Source organism: Methylobacterium sp. JK268, from assembly GCF_054052225.1.
In genome coordinates this window covers 1-17000 of record NZ_JBSVZN010000041.1, presented here as the reverse complement: position 1 = coordinate 17000, position 17000 = coordinate 1, and the positions used below count along the sequence as shown (strand labels likewise).

Sequence of the window (17000 nt, the reverse complement as noted above, 5' to 3'; positions counted from 1 at the left end):
GGTCAGGGTTCGGGGCTGGGCGGTGGGGCGGCCGCCACCGGGTACGCCGCCCCGAGGGTGCGGAAGCGGGCGAGGAAGCGGTCCTGGGCCTCGGCCGTCGGCCAGGGCGCCAGCAGGGCGTCGACCGGCACCCGCACCGGCTCGGGCCGGCCGAAGACCTTCAGCGCCTCCGCCCGCGAGAACCCGGCGAGCCGCGTCGCTTCGAGGAAGGCGGCGAGCCGGTCGGCGCGCTTGACGAGGCGGCGCATCGCCGGGGCGGGCTCGGGGGAAAGGCCGAAGCGCAGACGGATCGCCGCCAGCAGCCGCGATTCCACCGCCTTGTAGGACTCGCCGATCGCCGCCTTGAAGGGCGAGATGATGTCGCCGATCACGTATTCGGGCGCGTCGTGGAGGAGGAGGTCGAGGCGCTCGGCCGCCCCCGCCTCCGGCATCAGCCCCGCGCCCAGGGCCTCGACCAGGAGCGCGTGCTGGGCGACCGAGAAGACGTGCGGCCCCGCCGTCTGGCCGTTCCAGCGCGCGACCCGCGCCAGCCCGTGGGCGATGTCCTCGATCTCGATGTCCACCGGCGAGGGGTCGAGGAGGTCGAGGCGGCGCCCCGAGAGCATCCGCTGCCACGCGCGGGGCGGGCGGCTCATCGGGACGGCCTCATCGGGGGCAGGCTCATGCGGCCGGGCGCCCCGACACCCCGAGACCGCCGGGACCGGGCAGCGCCGCGCAGGCGCCGTGGCGGCAGCAGCCGACGAGGTGGTCGTTGACCATGCCGGTCGCCTGCATGAAGGCGTGCACGATGGTCGGGCCGCAGAAGCCGAACCCCTCCGCCTTCAGCGCCCGCGACATCCGCCGCGAGACCTCGGTCTCGGTGGCGATGCCGCTCCGGTCGCGGGCGCGGGTCTGGACCGGCCGCCCGTCGACGAAGTCCCACAGGAAGGCGGCGAAGCCCGGACCCCGCTCCTCGAGGGCGAGGTAGGCGCGCGCGCCGCGCACGGTGCCGACGATCTTGGCGCGGTTGCGGATGATGCCGGTGTCGCGCATCAGCGCCTCGACCTCCGCCTCCCCGAAGCGGGCGATCGCCGCCGGGTCGAAGCCCGCGAAGGCGCGCCGGAAGCCCTCGCGGCGGCGCAGGATGGTGATCCAGGACAGGCCGGCCTGGAACCCGTCGAGGATCAGCTTCTCGAACAGCGCCCGGCCATCATGCTCGGGCACGCCCCACTCGGTGTCGTGGTAGGCGACGTAGAGCGGGTCGGTGCCGGGCCACCAGCAGCGGTCCTGCCCGTCGGAATGGCGGATCAGCCCCTCGGTCATTCAGTCCACGAACTCGGCGGCGGCGTAGCCCTGGAGGTAGAGGAGGGCGGTGAGGTCGCCGTGCTCGACCCGGGCGCGGGCGGCCGCCGCCACGGCGGGTTTGGCCCGGAACGCGACGCCGAGGCCGGCCTCGCCGAGCATCGCGAGGTCGTTGGCGCCGTCGCCCACCGCCAGGGTCTCGGGCGCGGACAGGCCGAGGCGGTCGCGCAGCGCGATCAGCGCCGCCCGCTTGGCGTCGCGCCCGACGATCGGCTCCTCGACCGCGCCGGCGAGGCGGTCGCCCTCCACCACGAGGCGGTTCGCCCGGTGCTCGTGGAAGCCGAGCCGCTCGGCCACCGGCCCGGTGAACAGAGTGAAGCCGCCCGAGACCAGGGCCGTGTGCGCCCCGTGCGCCCGCATGGTCCGCACCAGGGTGCGCCCGCCCGGCGTCATGGTGATGCGCTCCTCCATCACCGCCGTCACGGTGGCGAGGGGCAGGCCCTTGAGCAGCGCCACGCGCTCGCGCAGGGCGGGCTCGAAGGCGATCTCGCCGCGCATCGCCCGCTCGGTGATCGCCGCCACGCGCTCCTTCAGCCCGACCGTGGCGGCGAGTTCGTCGATGCATTCCTGGCCGATCATGGTCGAGTCCATGTCGGCGAGAAACAGCCGCTTGCGGCGGTGGGCGTCGGCCGGGAGCACCGCGACGTCGACCGGCTCGTCGCCGAGGGCCGCCCGCAGCCGCTCGGCGAGCGCCGGGGCGGAGTCCGGCACGCCCGGGACCAGCACCTCCGCGGCGACCTCGCCGTGCAGGATGCGGGGCTGATGCTCGGTCGCGAGCACGCGCCGGGCCTCGGCCAGCACCGCATCCGTGATGGCGGGACGCGCCGGGTTTGCTATCAGGGTCGCCACAAGGGTCATGACGGAACTCGACGAGAAGCGCGCAGGCCTGGCCGGACGGGCGATCCTCATCGCAGGGCCGACCGCCTCGGGCAAGTCGGCGCTGGCGCTGGCGCTCGCCCACGCCCGGAACGGCGTGGTGATCAACGCCGATTCGATGCAGGTCTATGCCGACCTGCGGGTGCTCACCGCCCGGCCGAGCCCGGCCGAGGAGGCGCAGGCGCCCCACCGGCTCTACGGCACGGTCGACGGCGCCGTGAACTTCTCGGTCGGCCACTACCTCGCCGTGGCCGGGGCGGTGCTGGGGACGGCGTGGGCCGAGGGCCGCCTGCCGATCCTGGTCGGCGGGACGGGCCTCTACTTCAAGGGGCTGCTGGAGGGGCTCTCGGAGATCCCGCCCGTGCCGGAGGACGTGCGCGCGGCAGTGCGGGCGGCGGCGGAGGGGCGCGACAGCGCGGCCCTGCACGCCGACCTCGCCGCGCGGGACCCCGAGGGCGCGGCCCGGCTGCGGCCGAGCGACCGGCTGCGGATCCTGCGGGCCCTGGAGGTCCTGGCGGCCACCGGGCGCCCGCTCGCGTCCTTCCACGGCGAGCGCCGGCCGGGCCCGCTCGCGGAGGCCGCGTGCGAGAAGATCTTCCTGGTCCCGGACCGGGCGGCCCTGCGCGCCCGGATCGATGCGCGCTTCGTCGCCATGATGGGTGAGGGCGCCCTCGACGAGGTGGCGCGCCTGCGCGCCCGCCGCCTCGACCCGATGCTGCCGGTGATGCGCGCCCACGGGGTGCCGGCGCTCATCGCGCATCTCGACGGGACGCTGTCGCGCGAGGAGGCGGTCGCCCGGGGGCAGGCGGACACCCGGGCCTACGCCAAGCGGCAGGTGACGTGGTTCCGCCACCAGGCCGGGCAGGGCTGGCGCTGGCTCGCCCCGGAGGCGGCGCTGCGGGAGGTGGGAGGGGAGGGAGCGCGGGGCGCGTGACCCCTCCCGCAAGGCAGTGTGGGTTCCCCTATCCCGCTTGCGGCACGGCTGTCCGGGAAAAATTGGTCTTTGAAAAGCGCTACATGAGCGAGAAATTGCGCCATTCCAGCTCGCGCGGGATCCCCTCTCCCGAGTGGGAGAGGGGTAGGGGTGAGGGTGGCTCGGCTTCAGGATTGAACTTCGACAGTCGAGCTGGCAGCGGCACGGTTCAGGATACTTGCTGAAGCCGAGCCACCCTCACCCCCGGCCCCTCTCCCACTCGGGAGAGGGGAGAAGTGCCGCACATTGTCCCCGGACAGCCGTGCCCCTGCGGGGAGGGTTGGGAAGGCGCCGCCCCCTACCTCTCCGCCATCAGCACGTCGATGGTGCCGTATCCCGTCATCAGCAGGACCCCGACGAACCCGGCGACCGCCGCGTAGGTGACGAGCTTCGTGAACGGCATCGCGTCTCCTTCGGTGCTGGTTTCAGCTGGCGCGGGACGGTCCGAGAACCATCCCGCGCCAGGCAACGTGCAGTGCGGGAGGCGGTTGCTGCGCCGCAACAGGATGCCGCGGCCGGGATTACCGCTCCAGCCGGGCGATCAGGCTCGACGTGTCCCAGCGCCCGCCGCCCAGCTTCTGCACCTCGGCGTAGAACTGGTCGACGAGGGCCGTCACCGGCAGCAGCGCGCCGTTGCCGCGGGCCTCGGCGAGCACGATCGACAGGTCCTTGCGCATCCAGTCGACCGCGAAGCCGAAGTCGAACTTGCCCTGGTTCATGGTCTTGCCGCGGTTCTCCATCTGCCAGGAGCCCGCCGCGCCCTTGGCGATGACGTAGAGCACCGCCTCGATGTCGAGCCCGGCGCGCTTGCCGAAATGGATGCCCTCCGCGAGGCCCTGGACCAGCCCGGCGATGCAGATCTGGTTGACCATCTTGGTGAGCTGGCCGGATCCGGCCGGGCCCATCAGCCGGCAGGCGCGGGCATAGGCCATGATCACCGGCTCGACCCGCGCGTAGGTCTCCGCCTCGCCCCCGCACATCACGGTGAGTACGCCGTTCTCGGCCCCCGCCTGGCCGCCCGAGACCGGGGCGTCGACGAAGCCGAACCCGCCCGCCTGGGCCGCCGACGCCAGTTCGCGCGCCACCTCGGCCGAGGCGGTGGTGTGGTCGACGAAGGTGCTGCCCGGCGCCATCGCGGCGAAGGCGCCCTCCGGCCCGGTCGTGACCGCGCGCAGGTCGTCGTCGTTGCCGACGCAGGCGAGGACGATCTCGCGCCCCTCCGCGGCCGCCGCCGGGGTCGCGGCCGCCCGGCCCCCATGCGCCTCCACCCAGGCCCGCGCCTTCGCGGCGGTGCGGTTGTAGACCGTGACGTCATGGCCCTTGGCGGCGAGGTGGCGGGCCATCGGGCCGCCCATCACGCCGAGACCCAGGAACGCGACCTTCGCCATGCTCTGAAACTCCTTCGGGAAACGGCCGGCGGCGCCGGCCTACTTGGTGTCGAACGGCAGGAACTTCGCCCGGATGCGGTCGTAGGTGCCGTCCTGGATGATCGCCGCGAGCGCGCGGTCGAAGGCCTCCCGGAGGGCCTCGTCCTCCTTGCGCAGGCCGATGCCGACGCCCTCGCCGAGGAGCGGGTCGCCCGGCGGCACGTCGCCGACGAGCCGGCAGCAGGCCGCGCCGTCCCGCAGCGCCAGGATGTCGGAGAGGTCGCGCTTGTCGCCGAGCACGAGGTCGAGCCGGCCGAGCCGCAGGTCGTAGCCCGCGTCCTTGACCGTGTCGAAGACCCGGATCTGCGCCTGCGGCGCCCGCGCCTCCAGCCAGGCGAGTTCCTTCGAATGGGCGGCGACGCCGACCGCGCGGCCCTGGAGCGACGCCGGGTCGAGGGGGATGGGGCTCGCGTCCTGGCGGGCCATGAAGGATGAGGGGATGCGGGCATAGGGCCGCGAGAAGGCGATGCGGGCCTGGCGCTTCGGCGTGATGGCGAGCGCGGCCATGATCGCGTCGTACGCGCCCTTCTCCAGGTCGCGGATGATCCCGTCCCACTGGTGGGTGACGATCCGGCAGGTGAGATGCGCCTGCCGGCACAGCGCCTCGGCGAGGTCGACCTCGAACCCGGCCGGCTTGCCGTCCTCCACGTAGTTGAAGGGCGGGTTGCCCCCCTCGGTGGCGATGCGGACGGGGTCCGGCAGGCCCGCGGCCCGGACGGGCGGGACCGCGAGGACGAGGGCCAGGATCACGGGGAGGCGGGGGAGGAGGCGGCGCATCCGGGAGGCCGGGACGTGGGGGACGCGGTCCCTTGCCACGCGCGGGTCCCCGGGCGCAACCGGCGGGGCCGGACGTGGCGCAGGGTTAAGCGGGCTTTAAGCGGGCATCCGCCTGATGGGGGCATGCCGCCGACGCTTCACCCTCGCACGCCGCCGGATCCCACCGGGATCGTGGAGATCCTGCCGCCCGAGCCGCCGCGGCGGCGCCCTCCGGAGCCGAGCCTGCGCGCCGGCCTCGACGCGGTGGACGCCGTCGAGGCGGAGGTCGCCCGCACGGCGCGGGAGGTGGCCGGCGTGGTGGAGGCGCTGCGCGCCGACGCGGCCTCGGCCCGCGACGGGCTCTGCGCCACGGCCGGGCATCTCGCGTCCCGGGATCCGGGCGCGCTGGCGGCCGGGGCGGAGGCCGCCGCCGCGGCGGCCGACACCCTGGCGGAGGAGGCCGCCGGCCTCGGCGCCGTTCTCGAACAGGCCGGCCGCCACCTCGACCGGGCGGGCGAGAGCCAGGCCGAGGCGGGACGCGCCGCCTCCCTGCTCGGCGAGGCCGCCGGGGCGATCGCCGGGGCGGTCGAGCAGGTGGCCCGCCTCGCCCGGGCGGCGCACCTCCTGGCCCAGCAGGCGACCGTCGAAGCGGCCCGCCTCGGCGAGGCCGGGGAGGGCTGCACCCGGATGGCCCGCGACGCGGCCCGGCTCTCCGCCGAGGGCCTGCGGGCCGGCGAGGCGATCCGGGCGCTCGGGCGCCACTGCGAGGGCGGGGTGCGGGCCGCCGCCAGCGCCGCCGCCCTGGCGGAGGCCTCGGTGACGGGGCTCGCGCCCGTCCTCGCCACCCTGCGCGAGGCCAGCGCCGGCCAGGCCGGGCAGGCGCGCCGGATCGCCGGCACCGCGCGGGTCCTGGCCGGGGAGGCCGGAGAGATCGGCGCGGAGGTGGCGGTGGCGCAGGCCGCGGTGACGGGCGCGGTGGCGCGCGCGACCCGCCTGGACGAGGCCCTGCACGACCTCGCGGGGATCGGCCCGCGCCTCGCCGCGTCCCTGCGCCAGGCCGAGATCGGCGACCGGCGCGTCCACGACCGCTACCCGGTCGACCTGCCGGCCCGGGTGGGGCGGAGCGGGGTCGGGCGGGTGCGCGACCTCGGCGCGGGCGGCCTGCTGCTGGCGCCGCCCGCCGGAGCCGTCGTGCCGGTCGACACGGTGCTGGCCCTCGACCTGCGCGGGATCGGGCGAATCGGGGTGCGGGTGGTGGGGACGAGCGCCCGCGGGCTGCACTGCGCCTTCGCGACGGAGGCGGATGCGGCCTCCTGCGCCCCGGCGCTGGCCCGGATCGGCGCGGCCCACGCGCCCTTCGTGGCGGCGGCCCAGGACCTCGCCGGAGCGATCGGGGCGGCCCTGGAGGGCGCGGTCGAGGCCGGCCGGCTGTTCCGCGACGTGCTGTTCGCCCCGCTCTACACGCCGGTGCCGGGGGCGCCGGGCCGCTTCACGACCGCGGCCGGTCCGGTGCTGGAGGAGATCCTGCCGCCGCTGCTGGGGCCGCGGCTTCGGGCCGATCCGCGCCTCGTGCACTGCGTCGCGGTGGACCGGCAGGGTTATGCGGCGGTGAGCGATGATTCTGGCGCGCAGGGGCCGCAGCGCTTCCACGACGATCCGGCCGGGCTGGCGGCGGCGCGCTCGGGGCGGGCCTTCCTGGTGCAGCTCTGGCCGGGGGAGGGGGCGGCGACGGTGCGGGAGGTCTCGGCGCCGATCCGGGTGCAGGGGCGGCACTGGGGGGCGGTGCGGATGGGGTATCGGGGGTGAGTGGGCTTGTTGGGAAGCGCTCGGGCGGAGAGGGCGGCTCGGTTGGGAGGCGCGCGTCCGCCGCGGATGCCGTGCCCCCTGGCCGAGGCCGGCGGTGTCCCTGCCCGGCTGCTGGACACACATTGGCTGTGTTGGGCTGACACCAGCCGGCAATTCGATCGCTTGCAGCGTCCGAGATGGAGTTCGTCCAGAACTCGGATCGTCAAAATTCTCGAGCAAAATCAATCTGATCTCCGCGAACAAGGGGGCGACTGATAAGAGTTGCCCAGAGGACGAAACAAGGCGCGGCTCGCCGGTAGTACGTGAGTGTGCAATTTAATCTTAATATAATAAAAATAGAAATTCTATGCCGATCATCGTTGACTTCCAGGATAATGCTTGACAGCCGCGCGCTTAATGACGCAAGGTAATCAACGTAGCAGAGAGATGACGAGGATGCGATGGCTAGGATACAATCAGTGCCTTGCATCGATTGGCCGCTCGTGTAGCGCAACCGCCCGATAAAAGCAGAGAAGCATCGCTATCAAAAATTTACACTCAAATAAATCGAGAAGATTAAATGGATATATTTCCTGATAATTACATATTACTAAAACTCAAATTCGGTTTTCTTGCTCCGGGAGCGTAAAATGAAACGGTATGTATGGTATACAATCATTGCAGTGCCTATGGTGCCGGCCGCGGTTTATGCATCATATTCATTATATTTCAGAACTCCTATATGCGCAATGGTGGAAGATTATATGTATCCAGTCTCAAATAAGTCTCTCGATCACAGGTTCTCTAAAATAGTCAAGAATATTGCCGAAAACCAACAGATCAAATACTCTAATTATCGTAAAGAATTATCATTTTATTTTGACGATATCCGCTCCAAGTTCGGTGATGAAGAGCTTGAGAAGTTCATTGGTGAAAAATTTACGTTAGTCCCAGATAGGCGCTTATCGCCTATGAATACTCAAGAAAGGCTATACTCCCGATTGGCGCTAATTAAGGGCGCTCGTCTGAAATGTTACAGTAAATACTTTAATCTTGATGATCAATTATCGATTGGCTTCTACTACAGTGACGATCTGCACAAGCAACTGAAGTATGTAAGCGTTGGATTAGTGGCAACGGATCTTATATAACGGGGAGAGCCAAAAATGGCTAGTGTTGAACTTTTCTTCAAGCCGGCTGCTACGGCCAGCGTAACAGATCCCAACGGGGTCGGCTTCGCCAGTCATGCGTTTATAATTTACAGGGACGACGCTGGAAACGTCAGCGGGTATGCGAGGGGTGGGCCAGAAGTGAAGCGCCAAGCCCCAAGTGATGGTTCAATATTTGGCAAAATTGTAACTGACCATGGAGCATATCAAAAGGATACGCCGGATTATATAGAGTCCGTTAATAGCAAGTCTGGCTTCATTCTATTCAAAGGATCAGAAGATGAAGTCGCACGAATAAGAGAAAACGACTACACTACGTTGGATAGAATACAAAAGCTGGAAATTCCCTATAATCCTCTGATCGCTAATAGTAATTCAGTAGTTGGAACTGTATTGAAATTAGATAAATTTCAAATACCTCAAGAAGCAATTGACAGTATATACACCGCTCCAGCCCTTAATAAAGATTTATTTGATTATAAAATAGAGAGAGAATCGATAGATAGTTTACTGAAAGCGTTGAAGGATGAAAATGGCAAATACATCAATCTGATTTCATATGAAGAGAAATACGATGGAAACGGGATATTCACTGCTAATTCGAAATACAAGGAAATTAAAGCATCAGACTCAGATTTTTTATTTACTGATGAATCTAAGAATAATGTTTCTGGAGACAGAAATCATATATTTGTAGGTAGGAAAGCCGATCTCGAAGTTCAAGGCGATGGGGAGATCATTAGATTTTCTAATGATGCGCATGCCTTTGTCGGATTGAGTGGTAAAAATGAATTAGTCGAAAACAATGATTCTTATAATCTTGTCAACATTAACGGTGACGGCTCTTCCGTCAACGTCAACGGCGACGTGAGCATTGGACTCAACGGCAACAACCAGAGTGCCATGCTCAAGGATGCTGGCGATCACCTCACCGTCTATGGCAGCCGCACCGGCGAGAGCGTCTTCGCCAGCGGCGATGCGATCACCCTCGACGACAAGGCCACCGCCACCGTCTACGGCGGCAACAACACCATCGGCTTCACGGGCCAGAACAGCTTCGCGGCCGTCCTCGGCACCGGGGAGGTGATCAGCAACGACGACGCCTCCAACCTCGTCAACCTGGACGGCGACGGCTCTTCTGCCAACATCTACGGCCGTGTCGGCATCGGTTTGTACGGGTCCAAGGACAGCGTCACGCTCAACAGCGCCGGCACTCGGCTCTCCGTCTACGGCGGCTTCACGGGCGAGAGGGTGTTCGCCAGCGGCGACGCGATCACCCTCGACGCCAAAGCCACCGCCGATGTCTTCGGCGGCAACAACACCATCGGCTTCACGGGCCAGAACGGTTACGCAGGCGTCTTCGGCACCGGCGAGGTGATCAGCAACGACGACGCCTCCAACCTCGTCAATCTCGGCGGCGACGGCTCCTCCGCCAGCGTCTACGGCCGCGTCAGCGTCGGTCTATACGGGTCCAAGGACAGCGTCTGGCTCGAGAATGCCGGGACTCACCTCTCCGTCTACGGCGGTTTCACCGGCGAGAGAGTGTTCGCCAGCGGCGATGCGATCACCCTCGACGGCAAGGCCACCGCCGATGTCTTCGGCGGCAACAACACCATCGGCTTCACGGGCCAGAACGGTTACGCAGGCGTCTTCGGCACCGGCGAGGTGATCAGCAACGACGACGCCTCCAACCTCGTCAATCTCGGCGGCGACGGCTCCTCCGCGAGCGTCTACGGCCGTGTCGGCATCGGTTTGTACGGGTCCAAGGACAGCGTCACGCTCAACAGCGCCGGCACTCGGCTCTCCGTCTACGGTGGCTTCACCGACGAGAGGGTGTTCGCCAGCGGCGATGCGATCACCCTCGACGGCAAGGCCACCGCCGATGTCTTCGGGGCCAACAACACCATCGGCTTCACGGGCCAGAGCGGGTACGCAGGCGTCTTCGGCACCGGCGAGGTGATCAGCAACGACGACGCCTCCAACCTCGTCAATCTCGGCGGCGACGGCTCCTCCGCCAGCGTCTACGGCCGCGTCAGCGTCGGTCTATACGGGTCCAAGGACAGCGTCTGGCTCGAGAATGCCGGGACTCACCTCTCCGTCTACGGCGGTTTCATCGGCGAGAGAGTGTTCGCCAGCGGCGATGCGATCACCCTCGACGGCAAGGCCACCGCCGATGTCTTCGGGGCCAACAACACCATCGGCTTCACGGGCCAGAGCGGGTACGCAGGCGTCTTCGGCACCGGCGAGGTGATCAGCAACGACGACGCCTCCAACCTCGTCAATCTCGGCGGCGACGGCTCCTCCGCGAGCGTCTACGGCCGTGTCGGCATCGGCCTTTACGGCTCGAACGACAGCGTCACGCTCAACAGCGCCGGCACCCGCCTCGCCGTCTACAACAACTTCACCGGCGAGACCGTCTACGCGAGCGGCGACGACATCACCGTCGGATCCAAGGCCAGCGCCAACGTTTTCGGATCGGGCGACAGCGTCCACCTCGCGCCCGACGGCGGCGCGTACGTGGGCCTGTTCGGCCAGGGCGAGGTGGTCACGGGGGACAGCGGCAGTGATCTCGTCAACCTGGGCGGCGACACCTCCGCGACCATCTACGGCGGCGGCGTCATCGGCTTGTGCGGCAGCGGCGACACGCTGACGATCGGGGACGCCGGCTCGACCGTCAACACGCTGTCGAACCTCACCAACGAGGTGGTGAACGGCGATCATGCGGTCCTCAACTTCGCCGCCAACGTCGATGCGCTCGTGCGCGGCTCCTCCGACGTCATCACCGGGAGCGGGGACTTCATCGAGGTCGCCGGGGATCACGAGGTCCTGAATTTCAGCAACAGTGACCTGGAGATCCTGGGGTCCTGGGTGGGAGACACCTTCGGCGGAACGGCGGATTCCTACTTCTCCGACATCGGCCGCTACCTCGGGGGGTTCGATGCCACCATCGGCTGGGATTGGGGGGACCTGGAACTCGATCCGGTCGTGCTCAACCTGCAGGGCGGTGCGGTGCAGACCGTCGGTGTCGGGGCCGCGAACGCCACCTTCGACGCCTTCAACGATGGCCGCCAGGTGGCGACCGGATGGGGGACGGCCGGAGAGGGCTACCTGGTGCACCTGCCCGCGGACAAGACCGCGGTGACCCGCGACTCGGACCTCGTGGCGAGCTTCGCGGCCCTGCGGCAGCTGGATTCGAACCGGGACGGGCGGTTGGACGCGGCCGATGCGGCCTGGTCGGACCTGAAGGTGTGGATCGACCCGGAGGGTCACGCCGATCCGACGCGGGGCCGGCTGGTCTCGGTGAGCGATCTCGGGCTTCGGTCGATCGACCTTCACGCTACGCCGCACCGGCACGTGGAGAACGGCAACACCTTCGTGGACGAGGGCCGCTTCACCTGGAACGATGGCACGACGGGCGCGATCGCCGGGGTTGCGTTCCAGACCGCCAGCTCGGCCTTCCGCCACGACGCCGAGCCATCCGGCATGAACTAGGAGGGCTGAGGACGCCCGTGCGGCGTCGGAATGCTGCGGGCAGCGCGCGGGCGGGGTGGCGAGAGCTGGCCCGCCCGCGCCCTCACCCGCCGGTGGTGCTCATGTGCCGCGGCACGGCCGGGCGCGCCGCGCGGGCGATGACGAAGTCGTGGCCCTTCGGCTTGCGGGTGATCGCCTCGGTGATCGCCTCCGCCACCAGCGCGTCGTCCGGCGAGGCGCGCAGGGGCGCGCGCAGGTCCGCGGCGTCCTCCTGGCCGAGGCACAGGTAGAGCCGGCCCGTGCAGGTGAGGCGCACCCGGTTGCAGCTCTCGCAGAAATTATGGGTGAGCGGCGTGATGAAGCCGAGGCGCCCGCCGGTCTCCTCCACCCGCACGTAGCGGGCCGGGCCGCCGGTGCGGTCGGGCAGGGGCGTGAGGGAGAAGCGCGCCGCCAAGCGCTCGCGCACCACCGAGAGGGGCAGGAACTGGTCGGCCCGGTCGGGCTCGATGTCGCCGAGCGGCATGACCTCGATCAGGGTCATGTCCATGCCCTCGCCATGCGCCCAGGCGAGCATCGGGGCGAGTTCGTCCTCGTTGACGCCCGCGAGCGCCACGGCGTTGATCTTGACCTTGATCCCCGCCGCCCGCGCCGCCGCGATCCCGTCGAGCACCAGGGGCAGGTCGCCCCGCCGGGTGATGGCCCGGAACCGGTCCGGGTCGAGGGTGTCGAGGGAGACGTTGATCCGCCGCACGCCGAGATCGGCGAGTTCGGCCGCGTGCTGCTTGAGCCGCGTGCCGTTGGTCGTCAGGGTGAGTTCGTCGAGGGCGCCCGAGGCGAGGTGGCGCGACAACCCGCGGAACAGCCGTATGATGTCCCGCCGCACCAGCGGCTCGCCGCCCGTGATGCGCAGCTTGCGCACGCCCCGCGCCACGAAGACGGAGCAGACCCGGTCCAGCTCCTCCAGCGTGAGCAGGTCGCGCTTGGGGAGGAAGGTCATGTCCTCCGCCATGCAGTAGACGCAGCGCAGGTCGCAGCGATCCGTCACCGAGACGCGCAGGTAGGTGATCGCCCGCTGGAACGGGTCGATGAGGGGCGCCGGCCGGGCGGGCGCCGGGCGCGTCGTCTCGTCGGGGGGACCCCACATGCGGGTTGGCGCTCCTGGATGGGCGGCGCGCGACGCTGACGCGCGGGCCGCGCGGCGTCTGGCGGCCGCGTCGCCTCCTGCATATGAGGGCGGACGGGGCGGCGGGCAAGCCGTCCGCACGCGGGCGTTGCGCCCGCCGGGCCTGCGGGCGATCGGCCCGCCAGGAGAACCCCGATGAGTAGAGAATCCCGATGAGTAGAGAACCCCGATGAGCGGAGAACCCCGATGAGCGACGCAGCCTGGCCGACCGAGATCCGCCTGTCCGCGGACAAGCGCGTGCTCCACGTCGCGTTCGAGGACGGCACCGCCTACGCGCTGCCGGCCGAGTACCTGCGGGTCGAGAGCCCCTCGGCGGAGGTCCAGGGCCACGCCCCCTCCGAGCGCCAGTGGATCGGTGGCAAGCGCGAGGTCCAAATCCTGTCGGTCGCGCCGGTCGGGAATTACGCGGTCAAGCTCACCTTCGACGACCGGCACGATACCGGCCTCTACACGTGGTCCTACCTGCGCGAACTCGGGCAGGAGGAGCGCGACCGCTTCGGCCGCTACTGCGAGGAGATCGCCCGGCGCGGTCTCTCCCGCGACCCGCCGGGGCGGTCCTGAGCGCCGCGCCGGGCGGCGGGCTGCACGAAAAAACCGCTGCGCGGCGGCGCTTTAGCCCAAATCCGTCGCCAGGGGTGGCTCTTTGTTCAGCATCTGTTAATCTTCCTCGGATCCGATGACCCTCGGTTCTGAGGGGGCCGCGACAGGAGCAGCCGATGTTCAGCATTGGACCCTTCCACCGGTCGACCGGGCAGCCAGCGGGGATCTACACCTCGCTCCTGGCGCTCGAGCCGGAGCCGCTGGAGACCCTCGGCCGCGCCCCGCGCGCGCCGGCGCCGATCTTCCGCCGTCACGCCCTGGTGACGACGCTCCTCGTGGTCGCCACCCTTGCCGTGCAGGCGGCCGTGGGCTGGTGGACGCTGCCCGGCCTCCCGCACGACCTCTCGCCCTCGGCGCAGGCCCGGAGCGAGCGCGCTCCGTCCTGAGCCGGCCCGGTACAACCCCTCTGGCATTCTGCCGCATCCACGGCGGGAATGGGGCCATGGCGGGGCCTCCCCCTTGCGGACGGGCCACATTCCGTTAACGTCACGTTCATCGCGGGACGTCCGCGAGTTCAGGCGCACAGGGGGAGGCCTCGCATGGCTACGGACGCTGCCACCACCCAGGACGCGATCCGGGTGCGGCCGACGCATGACGGGACCTACACGGTCTATCGCGGCACCAGCGTGCTGGTGAGCGGCCTCACCCGCGCCCAGGCGGAACTCTACGAGGCGTCGATCATCCAGCAGGCGCGCCAGACCCAAGACGCGCCCGCCCCCCGGTCCGTCCACTGACGCGGGGCGGCCCGCGCCGCGGGCGCCTGAGGCCGCCTTCGCCCGGACGACCTCCGGTCGCTCCCGTGCTCCCCGCATCGTCGGCGCGGTCGCGGCGCCGCTCGACCCCGCGGGGCGCCACCTCACTGTAAGGCGGCGGCGCCGGGGTCAGAAAACAATCCTACGTTAAGGTCTTGCGCCAAACTCTCCCGTGAGGCCGCTCTCCAGCGGGGCGGGTGAACGGGTGCGAGACATGGTGGTTGCGAATCCCCGCGCGGGCGGAGCCTCGCCGGACGAGGAGAAGCGCCTGCGGGAGCTGGCAGCCTACCGGCTCGCCGATGCCGCGCCGGATCCCGACCTCGACCGCGTCGCGTCCCTGGCCGCCGCCCTGCTCGATGCCCCGATGGCCGCTGTGTCGATCCTCGGCGAGGACACGCAGTGGCTCAAGGCGCGTCACGGTTTCGCCCTCGCGGTGACGCCGCGGGCGGAATCCTTCTGCACCCACACGATCCGGGGGGAGGGCGTGATGGTGGTGCCGGACGCCACCCGCGACGCGCGCTTCCGCGACCTCCCCGTGGTGAAGGGCGAGTTGGGCCTGCGCTTCTACGCGGGCGCGCCCCTGATCGCACCGGGCGGGGAGCGGATCGGCGCGGTCTGCGTGTTCGACCGTGCCCCGCGTCCGGACCTCGACGCCGCGGCGCGGGGCCGCCTCGCCGATCTCGCCCGGCTGGTGATGGCGCAGCTCGACCTCCGCCGTGAGGCGCGGCGCGGCGCGCAGGCCTCGCGCGTGGCGGCAGCGACCGAACTCGCGCTCTTCGCCGTGGACCCGGACGGGCGCATCGGATTCGTGAATGCGGCGAGCGAGCGCCTGTTCGGCTACGAACCGGGCGAACTCGCGGGGCAGTCGGTCGAGGTCATCATCCCGCCGCGCTTCCGCGGCCGCCACCGCGCCGGCATGTTCCGCGCGCTCGCGGAGGGCGGCACCGCGCTCGCCGGCAAGACCGTGTCGGTCCTGGGCCTGCGCAAGGACGGCAGCGAGGTGCCGATCGACATCACGCTTTCCCTCTGGACAGGCGTGGACGGGGGCGGGGTCGGCGCGGTGATCCGCGACACCTCGGAGCGCCGCGGGCGTGACGGCGGTCTCGTGGACCTCGCCGACCACGATCCCGTCACCGGCCTGCCGAATCGGCGCCGCGTCACCGAGATCCTGGCCGCGCGCCTCGCGGTGGGGCCCGCCGCCGCCCTGCTCCTGCAGCTCGAAGGATTGAAGGAGGCCGCCGAGGGGCTCGGGCACGGGCTCGGCGACGCCCTCGCCCAGACGTCGATGATCCGCCTGCTCGCCATCCTCGACGGCGGCGCCCTGCTGGCGCGCTGGGACGACGACCGCATGGCCGTGATGGTGCCGGACGCGGACAGGGCGGGCCTCCTCGCCCTCGCGGCCACCCTGCAGCACGCCTTCGCGGGCGCCTTCGAGGTCGGCGGCCGCACCGTGCATCTGGGTCTGAGCCTCGGGATCGCCCTCGCGCCGGAGCACGGCCGCGACGCCGACGAACTCCTGGCCAATGCCGATCTCGCCCTCGGCCGCGCGCGCCAGGGGGACGGCCGCGGCCTGCGCCTCTACGATCCCGGCATGCGGGCGGAGATCGAATCGCGGCGCGTCCTGCAGAACGCGCTGCGGCGCGCCCTCGAGCGCGGCGAACTCGTCCTGCACTACCAGCCGCAGGTCTCCCTGCGCAGCGGCGCCGTCGTCGGGGCGGAGGCCCTGGTGCGCTGGGAGCATCCGGAGCGCGGGCTGCTCTATCCGGGCGAGTTCCTGCACGCCGTCGAGTCGAGCACGCTCGCCCTGCATCTCGGCTGGTGGACGGTGGACGAGGTCTGCCGCCGGATCGCGGCCTGGCGCGCCGGCGGGCTGCCGCCCCTGCGCGTCGCCCTCAACCTCTACGCCGCGCAGTTCCGGGCCGGCACCCTCGGGCAGGTGGTCGCGGAGGCGCTCGCTCGCCACGGCGTGCCGCCCTCGGCGCTGGAGCTGGAGGTCACCGAGACGATCGCGCTGGAGAACGACGCCACCGACCTCGGCCCCATCCGGGCGCTGCGCGAGCGCGGCGTCGGCATCGCGTTCGACGATTTCGGCACCGGCTACGCGGCGCTCAGCACGCTCAAGCGCTTCCCGCTCACCAAGCTGAAGATCGACCGCAGCTTCGTGCGCGACATCCTCACCGAGCCGCACGACGAGGCCATCGTCGGCGCGGTCCTGTCGATCGGGCGCCGGCTCGGCCTCGACGTGGTCGCCGAGGGCATCGAGACCCGCGAGCAGGTCGCGGCGCTCCTGCGGCTCGGCTGCGAGTACGGCCAGGGCTTCCTGTTCGGCCGCGCCATGGCGCCCGACGCCTTCGCGGCGCACCTCGACGCCGCGGCCGAGGCGCGCGAGGCCTGCACGCCGCTGCGCGCCTGAGAGCGGGGGAGGGGGGCTGTCGCAAAAACTTCGCAGGGGGTGTTGACGGGTCTGGGAGCGGGGCGTATACGACCACCCATCGGCGCCGGCCGTTGCAACTCAGCGGCCCGGGCGCTTCTGCTTCTTTCGGACAGACTGCGGGTCTGGCTCCGGGTGGGTTACCCGGGATCGCTCGGTTGTCCGTTGAACAGGCTCTTTGACAAGTTCATCGGAGAAAGAGAAGCGTGGACGGCGTTGTCCTTGCGGCTGGGGCG

The 17000-nt window shown here is 69.8% G+C and carries 13 protein-coding genes; 7 read left to right on the top strand and 6 right to left on the bottom strand.

The annotated features are described in order from the left end of the window. Positions 1-2 precede the first annotated feature (2 nt). From ACW9J6_RS30660 to serB, 3 genes are read right to left on the bottom strand one after another with little or no spacing between them, the layout of a single operon-like run. Positions 3-635, bottom strand: a complete 633-nt coding sequence (locus ACW9J6_RS30660) for a hydrolase (RefSeq protein ID WP_457120105.1) — start codon at positions 633-635, stop codon at positions 3-5. A gap of 25 nt (positions 636-660) precedes the next feature. Next, entirely contained in the window at positions 661-1302 is a 642-nt protein-coding gene (locus tag ACW9J6_RS30655) for a DNA-3-methyladenine glycosylase I (RefSeq protein ID WP_457120104.1), read from the bottom strand. Further along, positions 1303-2199, bottom strand: coding sequence for a phosphoserine phosphatase SerB (gene serB / locus ACW9J6_RS30650; protein WP_457120103.1), 897 nt, complete (start codon positions 2197-2199; stop codon positions 1303-1305). Between serB and miaA the strand changes: the two genes are divergently transcribed. After that, positions 2198-3151 carry a tRNA (adenosine(37)-N6)-dimethylallyltransferase MiaA gene (miaA, locus tag ACW9J6_RS30645; RefSeq protein ID WP_457120102.1) on the top strand — a complete coding sequence of 318 codons (954 nt, stop codon included), beginning with the start codon at positions 2198-2200 and terminating at the stop codon, positions 3149-3151. The genes serB and miaA overlap by 2 nt on opposite strands. A 560-nt stretch (positions 3152-3711) precedes the next feature. Here miaA and ACW9J6_RS30640 read toward each other — a convergent pair. Continuing rightward, positions 3712-4578 (bottom strand): NAD(P)-dependent oxidoreductase, encoded by an 867-nt coding sequence (locus ACW9J6_RS30640; RefSeq protein WP_457120101.1) that lies wholly within the window; start codon positions 4576-4578, stop codon positions 3712-3714. Between the two features lie 39 nt (positions 4579-4617). After that, positions 4618-5433 (bottom strand): transporter substrate-binding domain-containing protein, encoded by an 816-nt coding sequence (locus tag ACW9J6_RS30635; RefSeq protein ID WP_457120100.1) that lies wholly within the window; start codon positions 5431-5433, stop codon positions 4618-4620. Between the two features lie 84 nt (positions 5434-5517). Here ACW9J6_RS30635 and ACW9J6_RS30630 point away from each other — a divergent pair, with 84 nt between their 5' ends. Next, complete coding sequence (locus ACW9J6_RS30630) at positions 5518-7179, top strand: chemotaxis protein (RefSeq protein WP_457120099.1); 1662 nt, start codon at positions 5518-5520, stop codon at positions 7177-7179. A gap of 1667 nt (positions 7180-8846) precedes the next feature. After that, positions 8847-11819 (top strand): beta strand repeat-containing protein, encoded by a 2973-nt coding sequence (locus ACW9J6_RS30625; protein WP_457120098.1) that lies wholly within the window; start codon positions 8847-8849, stop codon positions 11817-11819. Positions 11820-11901: 82 nt separating this feature from the next. Here the strand turns inward: ACW9J6_RS30625 and moaA are convergent, their stop codons facing one another. Next, the gene (gene moaA / locus ACW9J6_RS30620; RefSeq protein WP_457120097.1) at positions 11902-12942 is read right to left on the bottom strand and encodes a GTP 3',8-cyclase MoaA; all 1041 of its coding nucleotides are present in this window, start codon (positions 12940-12942) and stop codon (positions 11902-11904) included. Positions 12943-13167: 225 nt separating this feature from the next. Between moaA and ACW9J6_RS30615 the strand changes: the two genes are divergently transcribed. The 4 genes from ACW9J6_RS30615 to ACW9J6_RS30600 all read left to right on the top strand — a co-directional run bounded on the left by ACW9J6_RS30615 (position 13168) and on the right by ACW9J6_RS30600 (position 16746). Then, the gene (locus ACW9J6_RS30615) at positions 13168-13542 is read left to right on the top strand and encodes a gamma-butyrobetaine hydroxylase-like domain-containing protein (RefSeq protein WP_457120096.1); all 375 of its coding nucleotides are present in this window, start codon (positions 13168-13170) and stop codon (positions 13540-13542) included. 155 nt (positions 13543-13697) lie between these two features. Further along, on the top strand, positions 13698-13967 hold the full coding sequence (locus tag ACW9J6_RS30610) for a hypothetical protein (RefSeq protein ID WP_457120095.1): 270 nt from the start codon (positions 13698-13700) through the stop codon (positions 13965-13967). Between the two features lie 153 nt (positions 13968-14120). Next, entirely contained in the window at positions 14121-14315 is a 195-nt protein-coding gene (locus tag ACW9J6_RS30605; protein ID WP_457120094.1) for a hypothetical protein, read from the top strand. A 232-nt stretch (positions 14316-14547) separates the two neighbouring features. Next, a complete protein-coding gene (locus ACW9J6_RS30600) occupies positions 14548-16746 on the top strand; it encodes a putative bifunctional diguanylate cyclase/phosphodiesterase (protein WP_457120093.1) in 2199 nt (732 codons plus the stop codon). Positions 16747-17000: the final 254 nt, after the last annotated feature.